The sequence below is a fragment of the Albibacterium profundi genome (assembly GCF_042159835.1).
GTDB classification, from domain to species: domain Bacteria; phylum Bacteroidota; class Bacteroidia; order Sphingobacteriales; family Sphingobacteriaceae; genus Albibacterium; species Albibacterium profundi.
The window spans coordinates 719,053-733,562 of the sequence record NZ_JBBVGT010000002.1; the positions used below are offsets into that span (position 1 = coordinate 719,053).

Genomic DNA, 14,510 nt, shown 5'->3' on the forward strand with positions numbered 1-14,510 from the left:
AATCTCCAAGTAATAATAAGGGCCGTGCTTATCAACACGGCCCTTATTATTACTAGTTTTATTGTTATAGCTAATAACACCATTTTAAAAATTAATCTATAAAATCAAAACGGGTATAAGGCTTTAACACATCAGGTATAGCTACGCCATCTTCTGTTTGAAAATTCTCCAAGATAGCTGCCACAATGCGAGGCAGCGCTAATGCACTACCGTTTAATGTATGCGCTAACTGACTCTTGCCATTTTCCCCCTTAAAACGAACTTTCAATCGGTTACTCTGGTACGACTCAAAGTTTGAAACCGATGATACTTCTAACCACCGCTGTTGCGCCGCGCTCCAAACCTCCATATCATAGGTCAATGCAGACGTAAAGCCCATATCTCCACCACAAAGACGAAGTACACGGTACTGCAGACCCAATTTCTGCAATAACGACTGGACGTATAGGTTCATTTCTTCTAAGGTGTCATAAGATTTGTCAGGATGAACAATCTGAACCAACTCTACCTTATCAAATTGATGTAAACGATTTAATCCACGAACATGAGCTCCATACGAACCTGCCTCTCTTCTAAAGCAAGGCGTATATGCGCAGTGTTTTATTGGGAAACTTCCTTCGCTTACAATCGTATCACGATAAATATTTGTAACAGGGACCTCTGCTGTTGGTATCAGGTAAAGATCATCTTCACCGATATAGTACATCTGCCCTTCCTTGTCTGGCAACTGCCCCGTCCCAAATCCTGACGCTTCGTTAATTACAATGGGTGGCTGCACTTCATTATAACCTGCCTGAGCAGCCTCGTCCAAAAAGAAATTAATTAACGCACGCTGTAGCTTTGCTCCTTTCCCTTTATATAAAGGGAATCCAGCACCCGAAATCTTAGTCCCAGTCTCAAAATCGATGATATCATATTTAGTCGCGAGCTCCCAGTGTGGCAAAGCTTCTTGTTTAAAATCAGGTGTTTCGCCATGCTGCAGAACAACCTCATTATCCTCGGCTGTTAAACCAGCTGGCACAGATTCGTGTGGAAGGTTAGGAACAGTAACCAATAGAGAGTAAAAATCACTCTCTAACTTATTGAGCTGATCTGAAAAACTCTTTATCTGTTTCTTAAATTTTGATGTTTTTAGCTTAATCGCCTCAGCTTCCTCACGCTTACCTTGACGCATCAACTCGCCAATCTGGCGCGCTGCGTTATTCGCTTGTGCAGCGATATCATCCGATTCAGACTGAAGCGATCTCTTTCGTTCGTCTAACGCAATCAATTCTTCAATTTTACCGATCTCTTTAAAGCCACGCTTGTTCAAAGCCTCGATAACTTTTTCCTTGTTTTCTCGGATATAACTAATCTGCAACATATCTTTGTGGTTTATGGCAAAGATAATAGTTAATACATAAATCTATTTAAAAAAAACAAAATGCTCTACCTCGTTCCCACACCAATCGGCAATCTAGAAGATATAACTCATCGTGCCATACGGGTATTAAAAGAGGCCGACATTATTTTAGCTGAAGACACGCGTACAAGCACTCCATTACTGAAGCATTTTGGTATTGAAAAACGAGTTTTATCTCATCATCAACACAACGAACATAAAGCTGTTAACGAAATAGTTCGCTTCTTAAAAGAAGGTCAAGAAATTGCACTGATTTCCGACGCAGGAACGCCAGCCATCTCAGACCCTGGTTACTTGCTGGTACGAGAAGCGATTAAAAATGACATTGAGGTTGTGTGTTTGCCTGGGGCTACAGCTTTTGTACCAGCGCTTGTAAATTCCGGCTTACCAAATGATCGCTTCGTATTCGAGGGTTTCCTTCCCATAAAAAAAGGGAGGCAGACACGATTAAAAGTCCTTACAGATGAGCAAAGAACCATGATCTTTTACGAATCGCCACATCGAATAATCAAAACATTGCGAGATTTTTCAGAATATTTCGGATCTAGAAGACAAGCATCTATTTCTCGAGAAATCAGCAAAATATACGAGGAAACGATACGAGGAAGCATCGAAGAGTTAATCATTCATTTTGAGAACAATTTGATAAAGGGTGAGTTTGTAATATGTGTAGACGGAGCCGACAACAACGTTAAAAAGAGTTGAGCAAAATAGGTATATTAGTAATATATTATTGACGAAATATGAACATAGACCGCTATATCAACGAAGAACAAGACCCAAAAACGGTCGAAAAGATATTGGGAAAATTACAAGATATCCTCGACTCTGGAGAACTGGTAACGTATATCGCTGTACAAAAAAAACCGGCAGTAACTCTCTTACCAGACAGCATCGTCTTAACTAACAAACGTATTTTCCTTTGCGAGGCCACGAATCTAGGTCTTAGTACTAACTTTGAAATTTTCAAATGGAGTGACCTAAAAACAATCACGTTCAAAGAAGAGTTCTTCGGCGCAAAATTCACTATTGTACCCACTGATGATGAAAACCTGACGGTGGACTATATACCCAAAGTTCAAGCAAGAAAGCTCTATCAATTTGCAAAAGAGTCTATGGAAAAACAGCAAGAACAAGAACGTCGTGACCAAGAGAACAAACCGGGCAGTGAAACAAGTGACGATCGTCCATCGATCCAACATAACTTCAAATTAATGCCGGAAGAGGAGCCTATTTTGAAAGATGATGATGATGAATTGACCAAAAAATTAAAGAAGCTCAAATCACTTTATGATAAACAGTTAATCACTCAAGAAGAATATAACAGTAAAAAACAGGAACTTCTAAGCCAGCTGTAACCGTGAAAAACAATTATCTATTAGCATTATTAAGTGGCTTTTTACTATGGTTAGCTTGGCCACCATTTACTTATACTACTCCGCTCCTATTCATCGCCTTTATCCCCGTCCTCTTCGCATTGGAAGAGATTATGCGAGGAGAATATAAAAAGAAAGGCAAAAAGATATTTTTGACCGCAGGAATTACATGTTTATTCTGGAATACGGCTAGCATCTATTGGGTGTTTAACGCCGTTAATGAGATCATGCCAACCGTAATTGCGGCATTGATTTCTCTCATTCCTTTTGGTCTCGGAGCCGTGCTCATGGCTATTGCGTTTCGCTTATATTATCAATTAAGAAAGAGATATAGCTACAGTATCGCTGCGGCAGGATTAATTTCTTTTTGGATTGCATATGAGCTCCTACACCAGAGCTGGGACCTTTCGTTCCCGTGGATGAATCTAGGGAATGGCTTTGCGGGATTCCATCAGTTAGTGCAATGGTATGAATACACCGGCGTGTATGGTGGAACGGTATGGGTGTGGCTTAGCAATCTTATTCTCTTCCAAATTCTCTATACCTATCGGCTCAATAAAGGGAATAAAATTGCACAAAAAGGCATCATCATGCCTCTCGTCTGGTTAGCTATTATAATTATCCCATCTGCATTGTCAATCACCCGGTATTTGGGCTACGAGGAACACACAAACCCGGCAGAGGTTGTTGTGGTTCAACCAAATGTCGAGCCCTACAGCAAGTATACAACAATGACAGTTGAGGATCAAATAAACAATCTTATTCGTTTATCTGATTCTATAGCCCAACCCAATACAGAATTCTTTATCTGGCCAGAAACGGCCATTTCGGAACTGACCAACGAAGAAACAATACATACATCACGAATCTTTGTAAGGTTACAGGATTTTTTAAACCGATACAAGAACGGCAACATTCTATCAGGAATCGAGAGCTATTTAATGTATGACACGGCGAAAACGAGTAGTGCACGACCGCTAGAAAATGGTATGTACTGGGATGCTTTCAACGCCGCAGTACTTTTAGAAAACTCGGGCAAAGTTCAGTTTTATCACAAATCGAAACTGGTTCCCGGCGTGGAGAAAATGCCATTCAGAGAATCTCTTTCTTTTATGACACCTTTGTTCGCCGCATTCGGAGGATCAACAGGCGCGTATGGCTCCCAAGCAGAGCCTTCTGTTTTTTATGCTCAGAGCGGCATCGGTGCAGCTCCTGTAATCTGTTACGAATCGATTTGGGGCGACTATGTAGCTGAATACATTAAGAAGGGAGCACAGTTTGTCGCAATTGTCACAAACGATGGTTGGTGGGGTAACACTGCCGGCAAGGATCAACATCTTGCCTATGCTAAGCTCCGTGCGATCGAGAATAGACGCTGGGTCGCACGTTCAGCAAATACCGGAATTTCAGCTTTTATCAACCAACGTGGAGATATCGTTCAACAGACGGAGTGGTGGACACCTACTGCTATCAAGCAAGAAATCAATTTAAACGAAGAACTTACCTTTTACACCAGACATGGCGATTACCTAGCCTACATTGGAGCTGGGGCGAGTTTTCTTTTCCTCATTTTGATTGCACTCAGGCTTAAAAAAACTAAGCCAGTTTAGCAACTAGCGGCAGATTCAAACCACTACCAAATGCACGCGGTGAGACCCGTAAAGCCGGTGGAGTTTGGAACAACTTAAATCCGACTCTACTCATCATACGAACAATACGCTCGACCTCGTTTTTATCATGACCTAATTCCACAATCTGGGAAGTACTCAGGTTCTTCTCTATCAATAAATAGAGAATAGGATCCAGAATTTCATACACTGGTAGACTGTCGCTATCTTTTTGTCCTGGTTTCAGTTCCGCGGAAGGCGCTTTATTTATTGCATGTTCAGGGATCAGCTGTTGATTGCGATTTACATAGCGCGATAATTCAAACACTTGAGTCTTATAAACATCTCCTAACACACTAATAGCTCCTACCAAATCGCCATATAGTGTGCCATAACCCATGGCCGCTTCACTTTTATTTGAAGTATTCAGAACCACGTAGCCTTGTTTGTTTGATATCGCCATCAAAACAACCGCGCGCACTCTTGCTTGAATGTTCTGTTCGGTCAAATCAACTTCTGCACTATCTTCTGTACCAAATACAGGATTCAACATCTCTATAAATGCGTCATACCCCCCTTTAATTGGTACGATCTCGTATTCAAAACCGAAATTATTTGCAAGATCTTCAGCATCTTTCACCGAGTGTCCGGTAGAATACATAGATGGCATTAAAATACCTTTTACATTCTCCGCGCCTAACGCTTCGCAAGCGAGCGCAGCAACGAGTGAAGAATCGATTCCGCCAGACAATCCGATAAGCGCTTTTTTCAGACCATTCTTATCAAAATAATCTCTGATCCCTAAAACCAAAGCCTCATACAATAGCGCTGTTTCCGTATATTTTTCCGTGTCTATCTTTGGTTGTAGTGACTGCAACGATTTCCCTTCCAGCCTAAACAACTTAAAATCTTCTTGAAAAGCTTTAAGCTTATCGAAGTAGCCTTCTGTAGAATTAACAACCACCGAGCGTCCATCAAATATAAGTTGGCCCTGAGCACCGACTTGGTTAACTTCAACCATCCCTGTCGCCAATTGTTGAGATACTGCTTTAATTCGTTCCATACGCTGATCATATTCAGTGTATGAGAAAGGTGAGTTTCGTAAAGATATTATCAAATCGACCGAATCCGCAATTTCATTCTCCAAGACATCATCTAATGTTATTAGCACCCTACTTCCCTTAACCTCAATTTGATCGGCACCGCTACCAGAAACGAAATATGGCGTTTCATGAATTAAACCTTGATCGTTAAGCTCTCTCTTAGAAATAACACGTTCAACTTTTCCTTGACTGCAAAACAAAGCTCCATTATAAACCTGGCCAGAACTGGAATCCCGATAAGGCGCACCAACAATACAGTCAATATTTTTACAAGATCGCGCAATCTCCTGAACGGCTTCATCTACCTGGTTAAGGAAAACACTAGACTTCAGTAGATCTAAGGCAGGCGCTCCACTCACAGCAAGCTCAGAAAACAAAACAAGGTCGGCACCTTGAGCATGTGCTGATTGGATTGCTTCGATTATCTTCCGAGTGTTGACAGCAAAGTCTGCAATCTTGAAGTTGAGTTGTGAAATAGCAAAGTTCATATATCTGATTAACGAGTTTAGAAGAAAATAGCGAAATTAAAAGCCAAATAAGAATCTTTAGGTTTACCGTAGCCATCATCCAGAATTTCAGTAAAACCATTATTAAAAGTTAGACCTGTTACCATACTTAGCTTATGATCCAATTGCCATTCGATCCCTCCACCAATAGCCAAACCCAAACGAAACGTCTTTGATTCGAAATCTTCACGTCCCATATCCTCAACTTCCTTATCACCTGCAATACGAATTCCACCAGTGAAACCAAACTGCCCGTAATAGCTTCGATAATATCGTTGGGTGCTTTTAAGTTTGAGCCCAATCGGCACCTCTGCATATTGTGTTCTATAAGTTGTCGACAATTGTTCCGGTCCCACATCAACGGATGATTTAATGTTATTAATAAGAAAACCTGTCGAGAAGTAATAATTTTCGGACAAACCGAAATCAGCGAGCAAACCATAACCGTAACCCACTTCCCAATCCTTCTCGATATCAACCCCCGCGCCATAGCGGTGCCAACTCACATTAGGTGCAAATGTAATACCCAAGCTAATCGGTTTGTAGGTATAGGTAGACCCATAGTAGTCCTGAGCACTAGAACTTTTGGTAAAACCTACTAAAAGGCAAACCACAAGCGTAATTTTCGTAAAAAATCTAAAATTCAATGCCATTACTAGTGATATCAATATATTAATAACGAACAGTCAGGCATTTTATGCTATGCCGTAGCCAAATCTACCAATTCCAACAAATAAATACCGATTATTTTTTAGAAAAATCGAAATTTGTCAGCTCTTTTATCTCACTAGTCCCGTCGATACCCGGCGAACCCGAATAAACCTGGCCTTGCGGAAGCTGCCCCAGAGGCCGGGACCCGCTTCCAATACGACTATAAATATTATAAAGATCGCTCCTGGAATTTACAGAATAGCCTCCCGCCTTGGTGTCTACTTCTAGATAACCTTCTGCCTTTTCATCGGCAGTCTGAGGCACGACTCCATCGCTAAGATAACTTAACAACACTTCTCCTCCATTTCCATTCGGATATGTGCGACTACCATTGTTGGCGTCCCGGCCACCTGCTAACACAAACAAAGAGCCCAATTCGTCAAACCTTATTGTGATATCCATGTCTGATCCATTATTTTTTCCATCTGTCGCTGAGATATAGGCTTTTTTGGGAATGATGGCATGTTTCACCTCCAATATAACATGTTTTTTCCCGTAAAACTGCAATGATGCTCTATCATGCATAATCAATGTATCAATTACAACATGTTGAGTTGAATCCGCGCCGGAAATGTGCTCACGCTTTTTCTTTTTAATTTCCAACTTTGATATATGAGTAACCGAATCCACTTGTGCAAGCGCTGCGGTCGCAAAGAATATACTTAAAATGGTAAAAACAAAATACTTCATACCTTATAAACACGCTGAGAAACAAAAGGTTTAACCATCTGAATAAAAACAAAAAATCCATTTAGAATCTAGTCTAAATGGATCTGTTTTTATAAATAACACAGACAAATCTGATTACCGTATTATGATATGTCTATTTAAGAATACGAAGTATAGTTCGAATGGCCATTACTGAAGCAACAACTAAAAGTATATTAGCAATCGTGTCAAATAAAAACGTCTCCTGAATAAATCTCACAAACACGCCGGCCATACCGATAGCAATCGCAATAACAAGGGATACATAATAATGCGTTTCATTCGCATTATTATCAGTCTTTACATGTGGTCTTGGTTCATTTTTCGTGTTCATAGCATTTTATTTGCCACAAAAATACAAAATATTTAAATGATTAGAAATCTAATTGACAACAAAAAAGCCTCTACATAAAGTAAAGGCTTTTTAAACTCATATTGGATACGACTACCCTTCAGATAATGCCGCTGCACCGCTCACAATCTCCGTCAATTCGGTAGTGATCGCGGCTTGTCTAGCTTGGTTATATGATAACTTCAATGCCTTTAACAGTTCTCCGGCATTCTCAGTCGCTTTATCCATAGCTGTCATCCTCGCACCATGTTCAGAAGCATGTGAATCCAAAACAGCTTTATACAATTGAATCTTAATCGATTTCGGTATTAAGTCTTCCGTGATCTTTTCTTTGGAAGGCTCGAAAATGTAGTCGACTTCCGTCTGTGTTTCGGTTTCTTCTCTAACAGTAGGCTCCAACGGCAATAATTGCTCTGTACTCAAGATCTGTACAGCTGCATTCTTAAACTGATTGTACACAATCTCAACCCGATCATAATCGCCATCAACGAAACCTTTCATCACCAGCTCTGTAATTGCCGAGGTATTTTCAAAATTCAACTGTGAAAACAACTCACTGTGGTTACCAATCATAGCGTAATTTGCTTTCGAAAAATGATCATGACCCCGCTTTCCTATAGCCAAAATACTAACATTCCCCTTTCTGTGTTGTTCAGCATATTTCTGGGAAATCAGCAAATTCGTCGCCTTGATTATGGACGAGTTAAACGCACCTGCCAAGCCTCTATTAGAAGTAATTACCACCAACAGCACCTTCTCTGGACTTCTGTTTTCCAAATACGGAGATGCATTCCCTTCAATGCTAGCTGAAAGGTTTGACAATATTTCCTTTAATTTAGTGGCATAAGGCCGCAAGTCGACAATTGCATTGGTAGCTCTTTTCAACTTAGCAGCAGAAACCATTTTCATAGCATTGGTGATCTGCTGAGTTGAGGTTACCGATGAAATTCGATTTCTTACTTCTTTTAAATTCGCCATTTCTTAGTATCGATGAAATCTGTATTAATATTTAGCAACGAGCTCCTTAGCGACCTTTTCTAAAACACCGGTCAAATCATCATTAAACTTACCGCTCTTTAGTTCTCTAAGCACCTCTGGATGCCTTAATTCTAATTGCTGTAAGTATTCCTTTTCAAACTCTCTAACTTTCTCCACAGGAACAGTTCTAAATAAACCCTTAACACCTGCATAAACAATTGCTACTTGCTTCTCAACAGCAACCGGAGAGAATTGAGGCTGTTTCAAGATCTCTACGTTTCTAACGCCTTTGTCAAGTACAGCCTTGGTAGCTGCATCGAGATCAGAACCAAATTTTGCAAAAGCTTCTAGTTCGCGATACTGGGCTTGATCAAGCTTCAATGTACCAGCTACTTTCTTCATTGACTTAATTTGTGCATTACCTCCAACGCGCGATACAGAGATACCCACGTTAATCGCCGGACGAACGCCCGCATTAAATAGATTAGACTCAAGGAATATCTGTCCGTCGGTAATAGAAATTACGTTTGTCGGAATATATGCTGAAACATCACCGGCTTGAGTTTCAATGATAGGCAAGGCCGTCAAAGATCCTCCTCCTTTCACCTTATCTTTCATCGAGTCAGGCAAATCGTTCATTGTTTTTGCAATTTCATCATCTGATGTAATTTTTGCAGCACGCTCTAATAAACGACTGTGCAGATAGAAGACATCACCCGGATAAGCTTCACGACCTGGTGGACGGCGAAGCAATAAAGATACTTCGCGATAAGCTACAGCTTGCTTCGATAAATCATCATAAACAATCAGAGCAGGACGTCCTGAATCACGGAAGTATTCACCAATTGCAGCTCCTGCCATAGGTGCGTAAAACTGCATCGGTGCAGGATCTGAAGCAGATGCAGCGACTACCACAGTATATGGCAGTGCACCATTTTCTTCCAAAGTACGAACAATGTTCGCCACTGTTGAGTTCTTCTGTCCGATAGCTACATAAATACAGAAAACAGGTTCGCCTGCTTCATAGAATTCCTTTTGATTGATGATCGTATCGATACATACAGCAGTTTTACCGGTTTGACGGTCGCCAATTACCAGCTCACGCTGTCCACGACCTACCGGTATCATAGCGTCAATCGCTTTAATACCAGTTTGTAGAGGTTCTGTTACCGGCTCACGGAAAATTACTCCGGGTGCCTTCCGTTCAATTGGCATCTCAAAAGTTTCCCCTGTAATAGGCCCTTTACCATCAATAGGCTCACCTAGCGTGTTCACAACACGGCCAAGCATACCTTCACCAACCTGGAGTGAAGCAATCTTATTGGTCCGTTTGATCGTATCTCCTTCTTTTATCTCATCAGAAGAACCGAGCAAAACAACACCCACATTGTCTTCTTCTAAGTTTAGTACGATACCTTTCAGGCCATTTTCAAATTCAACTAATTCTCCAGATTGAACTTTAGTTAAACCGTAGATACGAGCAATACCGTCACCGATCTGCAATACGGTACCTACTTCTTCAAGTTCGGCTTCTGATTTAAAGTTAGACAATTGCTCCCTGAGAATTGCTGATACTTCATCTGGTCTTACCTCTACCATAATTATTTATTAATATATGTTATTTATTCTGATAAATGCTGTTCTAATTTATTCAGCTGACTAGCGATACTCGTGTCAACTTGCTTATCTCCTACACGAAGGATGAAGCCACCAATCAAATCTGGATTCACTTCGTTTGTAAGAATTACTTCATTACCATAATCCTTCTTGATTAAAGAGATAATTTCATTCTGATGTTCTTTTGATAAAGGTACAGCAGAAACAACTGACGCTTCTACGATACCCTTTTCTCTGTTATATTCAGAAACGAATTCCTTGGCAGTAGCGTAAATCACCCCTGCACGTCCTTTTTTTACCAACAAATCAAAAAAAGAAATTACAGCTGCATGAGCCTTTGCTCCGAAAATTGCCTTTAAGATGTTCGACTTCTTATCCAATTTTATAATTGGATTTTTCAATACAGCACGCAAATTAGAGTTCGACTTGATAACGTCAATTACTTGCAGCATATCTCCGTGTATAGCTTCCAAAGCATTCTGCTCTTTAGCCAAGTCAATCAAAGATTTTGCGTATCGAGAAGCTACTTTAAATTCTGACATCGATTTCTTAATTTAACTTAATGTCCTTCAATAATTCTTCGACCAACTTTTCCTGATTAGCTTGATCCTCAAAATTATCTTTCAAAACCTTACGAGCGATATCTAAAGCCAAACCTGATACTTCATTCTTCACTTCGACCAATGCCTGAGTCTTTTGATGTTGTATTTCTAAGCGGGCTTTTTCAATCATTTTAGCACCCTCTTCCTCTGCAGAAGTTTTAGCGTCCAAAACGATTTGATCTTTTAACTCTTTTGCTTCTTTTAAAATCTGGTCACGTTCAGCACGCGCTTGGATTAACAACTGTTCGTTCTCATTAGTCAAACGAGCCAGCTCTTCTTTGGCTTTCTCTGCCGAGTCAAGTGCCTCTTCTATCGAACGCTCCCGATCACTGATCGACTTCATAACTGGCTTCCAAGCAAATTTAGTAAGGAGGAATAGCAAAATGAGGAAACCTATAGTTTGCCAAAATATTAAACCAATCGCAGGGGTAACTAATTCCATTATATATCGTGTTTATTAAATATCATTGTTAAATAAAAAGAATTGATTGGCGGCAATCCCACCAATCAGTTCTTCTTTTAATACTTAGTTACCTAAGAAGGCAACAACCACTGCGAATAGAGCAACCGCCTCAATAAGGGCAGCAGCAATAAGCATTGCAGTTTGAATCTTTGAAGCAGCTTCGGGTTGGCGAGCAATACTTTCCATTGCAGAACCACCAATTCTTCCGATACCAATTCCGGCGCCGATTGCGGCTAAACCGGCTCCAATTGCAGCTAACGTTCCAGTCATTTTAATTTAATTTAATATTTAGTTTAACAATAATGTTCGTTATTAATGATGCTCTTCGATCGCCATCCCGATAAACAGAGCTGATAGAATGGTAAAGATAAACGCTTGGATAAAAGCTACCAACAGCTCAATCAATGAAATGAACAAAACAAAGAGTAATGAGGCAGGGGCAACCGCTACCGATTTGAAAACAAAAATAAGTGAGATCAATGCCAGCACCAAAATGTGTCCTGCAGTAATGTTCGCAAACAAACGAATCATCAATGCTATTGGCTTGGTAAACATACCGATGATCTCCACCGGAATCATCAACGGATATAACCACCATGGCACGTGAGGCTTAAAAATATGCGCCCAGTAGTACTTATTACCATTAACCGTCGTAATAATAAAAGTTATTGCAGCTAAAACCATCGTAACCGCAATGTTACCCGTTACGTTTGCACTCCCTGGGAAAAACGGCACCAGACCTAACATATTATTAAACCATATAAAAAAGAACACGGTTAATAAATAAGGCATAAAGCGCTCATATTTGTACCCTAAATTCGGACGTGCAATATCGTCTCGCACAAAAATAATAATGGGCTCAACGAGCGACTGAAATCCTTTTGGAGCTTTACCCTCACGTTTCTTATATGAATTTGCGACGCCTATGAAAAGAACGCACAAGACGATGATCGAGAAAAAGATGGTGAACACATTTTTAGTGATCGAAAAATCCAATGGCTTTGCGTTTAACACTTCATGATGCCCATCAGCAGCCGTCTCCATCTCTAAATAAGAACCATGCACCATTTCTTCAGAAGCATAGTATATTTTATTGTGATAACGAGTAAAGTATTGGCCATTGCTCTCAGCAACAACTTTCCCTTCGTTATCCAACTGAAACTTCTTTGAGGAGAAAATCGTCAAACCATTGTCTGTCCACAGAATAATCGGAAGATGCAAGCCCTTCCAACCCTCTCCTTCACCAAAGAAATGAAATTCATGAGCATCCGCAATGTGATGTAAAATAAAACTATTAATATCTACTTCCTCTCCATCCTCAGAAATTTGTTCCGGCATTTCCTCATGAGGCTGGACGTCATTTTGGGCATTTACAGTAGAAAAAGCGAAAAAAAGCGCGAGAAAAGCAATAATCTTCGTACTCTTCAATTTAAAAATAGGGCTGAATTCCATCTATTCCGTGTTTTTTACATTTTATTTTGGTCGCGCAAGTTACGCAACAAACAGATAACTTCAAAGAGTGTAAATAAGAAATATATATAAAAAAAGTTTCCGGCTAAAACCTTTTGATTATCAGCACCTTTCAAAAGTAGCATCAGAACCATTGCTAAGCTAAATATCATCTTCAAAGTTAGGCCTCCTAATAGGGCTAAAACGGAGGTTTGTCCACCTTTTTTAATCCCAAAAAAAGACAGTACGTAGACAATTGTTGTCAAGACAAAAAGAAAAACAAATAAAGGAATGTAATATTCGGAAACCAGATCCCTCCCAATCACATTACTGAGCCCATAAGGCAAGCCAAAAACGAAAATCGCAAAAAGTGAAAAATATAATATAAATTTGACTATACTCATTTACTCACCCTTTTTCTTATTAACCGATTTGATAACCGTATAGAGGCTCGAACAAACACCTATCAAACCTAAAATCGCAGTAAAAACCGCCTTTTCATTACCCTGCCATTCATCGATTTTATAACCAATGAACGTAAAAACACCAATAATAGCGATCATTTGAAATCCCAAACCGGAATAATAAGCATATCTGCTTAGCTGGTTTCCCTTTGTCTTTTCATCGGTCGACTTTTGATCCTTATTCGTCATTTCTATTCCGTCTTTAGAATGTTATATAGTTTTCAGCATCGACCGGATTTCCATAATGCCACAGCTCGAAATGTAGATGCGGACCGGTCGACAGCTCTCCGGTATTTCCAACCATAGCAATGACCTCGCCTCCCCTTACAAAACTTCCCACTTTCTTCAAAAGAACCGCACAATGTTTATAAACCGATATAATGTTATCAAAGTGCTGAACAATAATCACATAACCGGTTGCCGGTGTAAACGATGCGAAAATCACATGACCATCGAGCGTCGTTTTAATCGGTTCGTTCAATTTGGTCGCAATGTCCGTCGCGAAATGCTGTAACTCTTCATCATATTGAGCACTAACAATTCCCTTCACCGGACTATAAAACGTATAAGAAGATATTCCTCGTTCACCCACATCGTCATCTAGGGCTTTAGCACTGGTCCCGGAAAGCAACAAATCGCGTAGCACTTGCTCATCCTCAGACAACTCAGTTGTTTCCGTAGCGGGCTTTGCTTCTCGCATCTGCTTTTCCTCGCGCGCTACAGCCTGTTCAATCGTCTCTCCTACACTACCACTCAATACACCTTGTATATTATCCAGATAAAGCTCATTATCGCTAACTAATCTACTCAACGAGTCGATACGACCATAAGCTTCAACCAGATCTCTGCGATTTTCATTGTAATCAGTCACGAAATATTCCTGCAAGGGACTATATCTGGCTACAAGCAAAACGATAAAAAGAACGACAAGCATTAGAGCAACGAAGGATGAGATGAAAACCCACATCGGCGCCTTAAGCGATAGCTTTTCCTTAAAACTATCGTCCTGCAATAGTTTTATCTGATACTTTCGTTTCAGTGTTTCTATAAATGCTTTAATACCTCTTTGCAATTACTAACTTCTTGACTTGTACAAACGCTGCAAATATAAGTAAATGCTTTAACCATTTCACTTACAATATCTTTAATACAAACGATGATCATTCAACAAT

Annotated in this window: 17 protein-coding genes; 3 read left to right on the plus strand and 14 right to left on the minus strand. The window is 40.1% G+C overall.

The annotated features are described in order from the left end of the window. Positions 1-91: 91 nt before the first annotated feature. Complete coding sequence (gene serS, locus WKR92_RS04655) at positions 92-1,363, minus strand: serine--tRNA ligase (protein WP_375556662.1); 1,272 nt, start codon at positions 1,361-1,363, stop codon at positions 92-94. A 60-nt stretch (positions 1,364-1,423) separates the two neighbouring features. Between serS and rsmI the strand changes: the two genes are divergently transcribed. From rsmI to lnt, 3 genes are read left to right on the plus strand one after another with little or no spacing between them, the layout of a single operon-like run. Then, positions 1,424-2,107, plus strand: coding sequence for a 16S rRNA (cytidine(1402)-2'-O)-methyltransferase (rsmI, locus tag WKR92_RS04660; protein WP_375556663.1), 684 nt, complete (start codon positions 1,424-1,426; stop codon positions 2,105-2,107). 38 nt (positions 2,108-2,145) lie between these two features. Continuing rightward, entirely contained in the window at positions 2,146-2,760 is a 615-nt protein-coding gene (locus WKR92_RS04665; RefSeq protein WP_375556664.1) for a PH domain-containing protein, read from the plus strand. A gap of 2 nt (positions 2,761-2,762) precedes the next feature. Further along, positions 2,763-4,388 carry an apolipoprotein N-acyltransferase gene (lnt, locus tag WKR92_RS04670; protein WP_375556665.1) on the plus strand — a complete coding sequence of 542 codons (1,626 nt, stop codon included), beginning with the start codon at positions 2,763-2,765 and terminating at the stop codon, positions 4,386-4,388. On the opposite strand, the gene WKR92_RS04675 is transcribed toward lnt, so the two are convergent. The 13 genes from WKR92_RS04675 to WKR92_RS04735 all read right to left on the minus strand — a co-directional run bounded on the left by WKR92_RS04675 (position 4,375) and on the right by WKR92_RS04735 (position 14,410). Further along, the gene (locus WKR92_RS04675; RefSeq protein ID WP_375556666.1) at positions 4,375-5,976 is read right to left on the minus strand and encodes an NAD+ synthase; all 1,602 of its coding nucleotides are present in this window, start codon (positions 5,974-5,976) and stop codon (positions 4,375-4,377) included. The two genes, lnt and WKR92_RS04675, sit on opposite strands and share 14 nt — an antisense overlap. A 17-nt stretch (positions 5,977-5,993) precedes the next feature. After that, the gene (locus WKR92_RS04680; protein WP_375556667.1) at positions 5,994-6,647 is read right to left on the minus strand and encodes an outer membrane beta-barrel protein; all 654 of its coding nucleotides are present in this window, start codon (positions 6,645-6,647) and stop codon (positions 5,994-5,996) included. A 91-nt stretch (positions 6,648-6,738) separates the two neighbouring features. Continuing rightward, positions 6,739-7,395 (minus strand): hypothetical protein, encoded by a 657-nt coding sequence (locus tag WKR92_RS04685; protein WP_375556668.1) that lies wholly within the window; start codon positions 7,393-7,395, stop codon positions 6,739-6,741. Positions 7,396-7,528: 133 nt separating this feature from the next. Further along, on the minus strand, positions 7,529-7,747 hold the full coding sequence (locus tag WKR92_RS04690; protein ID WP_375556669.1) for a hypothetical protein: 219 nt from the start codon (positions 7,745-7,747) through the stop codon (positions 7,529-7,531). Positions 7,748-7,858: 111 nt separating this feature from the next. Further along, the gene (gene atpG, locus WKR92_RS04695; RefSeq protein ID WP_375556670.1) at positions 7,859-8,743 is read right to left on the minus strand and encodes an ATP synthase F1 subunit gamma; all 885 of its coding nucleotides are present in this window, start codon (positions 8,741-8,743) and stop codon (positions 7,859-7,861) included. Positions 8,744-8,767: 24 nt separating this feature from the next. Beyond that, positions 8,768-10,342, minus strand: coding sequence for a F0F1 ATP synthase subunit alpha (gene atpA, locus WKR92_RS04700; protein WP_375556671.1), 1,575 nt, complete (start codon positions 10,340-10,342; stop codon positions 8,768-8,770). 23 nt (positions 10,343-10,365) lie between these two features. Further along, a complete protein-coding gene (atpH, locus tag WKR92_RS04705) occupies positions 10,366-10,902 on the minus strand; it encodes an ATP synthase F1 subunit delta (protein ID WP_375556672.1) in 537 nt (178 codons plus the stop codon). Between the two features lie 7 nt (positions 10,903-10,909). Next, positions 10,910-11,404 (minus strand): F0F1 ATP synthase subunit B, encoded by a 495-nt coding sequence (gene atpF, locus WKR92_RS04710; RefSeq protein ID WP_375556673.1) that lies wholly within the window; start codon positions 11,402-11,404, stop codon positions 10,910-10,912. Positions 11,405-11,488: 84 nt separating this feature from the next. Further along, positions 11,489-11,695 carry an ATP synthase F0 subunit C gene (atpE, locus tag WKR92_RS04715; protein ID WP_118193253.1) on the minus strand — a complete coding sequence of 69 codons (207 nt, stop codon included), beginning with the start codon at positions 11,693-11,695 and terminating at the stop codon, positions 11,489-11,491. Between the two features lie 42 nt (positions 11,696-11,737). After that, the gene (gene atpB / locus WKR92_RS04720; protein WP_375556674.1) at positions 11,738-12,877 is read right to left on the minus strand and encodes a F0F1 ATP synthase subunit A; all 1,140 of its coding nucleotides are present in this window, start codon (positions 12,875-12,877) and stop codon (positions 11,738-11,740) included. A gap of 14 nt (positions 12,878-12,891) precedes the next feature. After that, complete coding sequence (locus tag WKR92_RS04725) at positions 12,892-13,278, minus strand: hypothetical protein (protein ID WP_375556675.1); 387 nt, start codon at positions 13,276-13,278, stop codon at positions 12,892-12,894. After that, complete coding sequence (locus WKR92_RS04730) at positions 13,279-13,527, minus strand: AtpZ/AtpI family protein (protein WP_375556676.1); 249 nt, start codon at positions 13,525-13,527, stop codon at positions 13,279-13,281. A 13-nt stretch (positions 13,528-13,540) separates the two neighbouring features. Further along, on the minus strand, positions 13,541-14,410 hold the full coding sequence (locus WKR92_RS04735; RefSeq protein WP_375556677.1) for a M23 family metallopeptidase: 870 nt from the start codon (positions 14,408-14,410) through the stop codon (positions 13,541-13,543). Between the last annotated feature and the right edge of the window lie 100 nt (positions 14,411-14,510).

What these genes read in the sequence shown, in the direction of transcription:
- WKR92_RS04675 (WP_375556666.1), bottom strand. Translation starts at nt 5,976, where the DNA reads ATGAACTTTGCTATTTCACAACTCAACTTCAAGATTGCAGACTTTGCT.
- WKR92_RS04730 (WP_375556676.1), bottom strand. Translation starts at nt 13,527, where the DNA reads ATGACGAATAAGGATCAAAAGTCGACCGATGAAAAGACAAAGGGAAAC.
- atpG (WP_375556670.1), bottom strand. Translation starts at nt 8,743, where the DNA reads ATGGCGAATTTAAAAGAAGTAAGAAATCGAATTTCATCGGTAACCTCA.
- rsmI (WP_375556663.1), top strand. Translation starts at nt 1,424, where the DNA reads ATGCTCTACCTCGTTCCCACACCAATCGGCAATCTAGAAGATATAACT.
- WKR92_RS04725 (WP_375556675.1), bottom strand. Translation starts at nt 13,278, where the DNA reads ATGAGTATAGTCAAATTTATATTATATTTTTCACTTTTTGCGATTTTC.
- atpA (WP_375556671.1), bottom strand. Translation starts at nt 10,342, where the DNA reads ATGGTAGAGGTAAGACCAGATGAAGTATCAGCAATTCTCAGGGAGCAA.
- WKR92_RS04685 (WP_375556668.1), bottom strand. Translation starts at nt 7,395, where the DNA reads ATGAAGTATTTTGTTTTTACCATTTTAAGTATATTCTTTGCGACCGCA.
- atpE (WP_118193253.1), bottom strand. Translation starts at nt 11,695, where the DNA reads ATGACTGGAACGTTAGCTGCAATTGGAGCCGGTTTAGCCGCAATCGGC.
- atpH (WP_375556672.1), bottom strand. Translation starts at nt 10,902, where the DNA reads ATGTCAGAATTTAAAGTAGCTTCTCGATACGCAAAATCTTTGATTGAC.
- serS (WP_375556662.1), bottom strand. Translation starts at nt 1,363, where the DNA reads ATGTTGCAGATTAGTTATATCCGAGAAAACAAGGAAAAAGTTATCGAG.
- atpB (WP_375556674.1), bottom strand. Translation starts at nt 12,877, where the DNA reads ATGGAATTCAGCCCTATTTTTAAATTGAAGAGTACGAAGATTATTGCT.
- WKR92_RS04665 (WP_375556664.1), top strand. Translation starts at nt 2,146, where the DNA reads ATGAACATAGACCGCTATATCAACGAAGAACAAGACCCAAAAACGGTC.
- WKR92_RS04680 (WP_375556667.1), bottom strand. Translation starts at nt 6,647, where the DNA reads ATGGCATTGAATTTTAGATTTTTTACGAAAATTACGCTTGTGGTTTGC.
- atpF (WP_375556673.1), bottom strand. Translation starts at nt 11,404, where the DNA reads ATGGAATTAGTTACCCCTGCGATTGGTTTAATATTTTGGCAAACTATA.
- WKR92_RS04690 (WP_375556669.1), bottom strand. Translation starts at nt 7,747, where the DNA reads ATGAACACGAAAAATGAACCAAGACCACATGTAAAGACTGATAATAAT.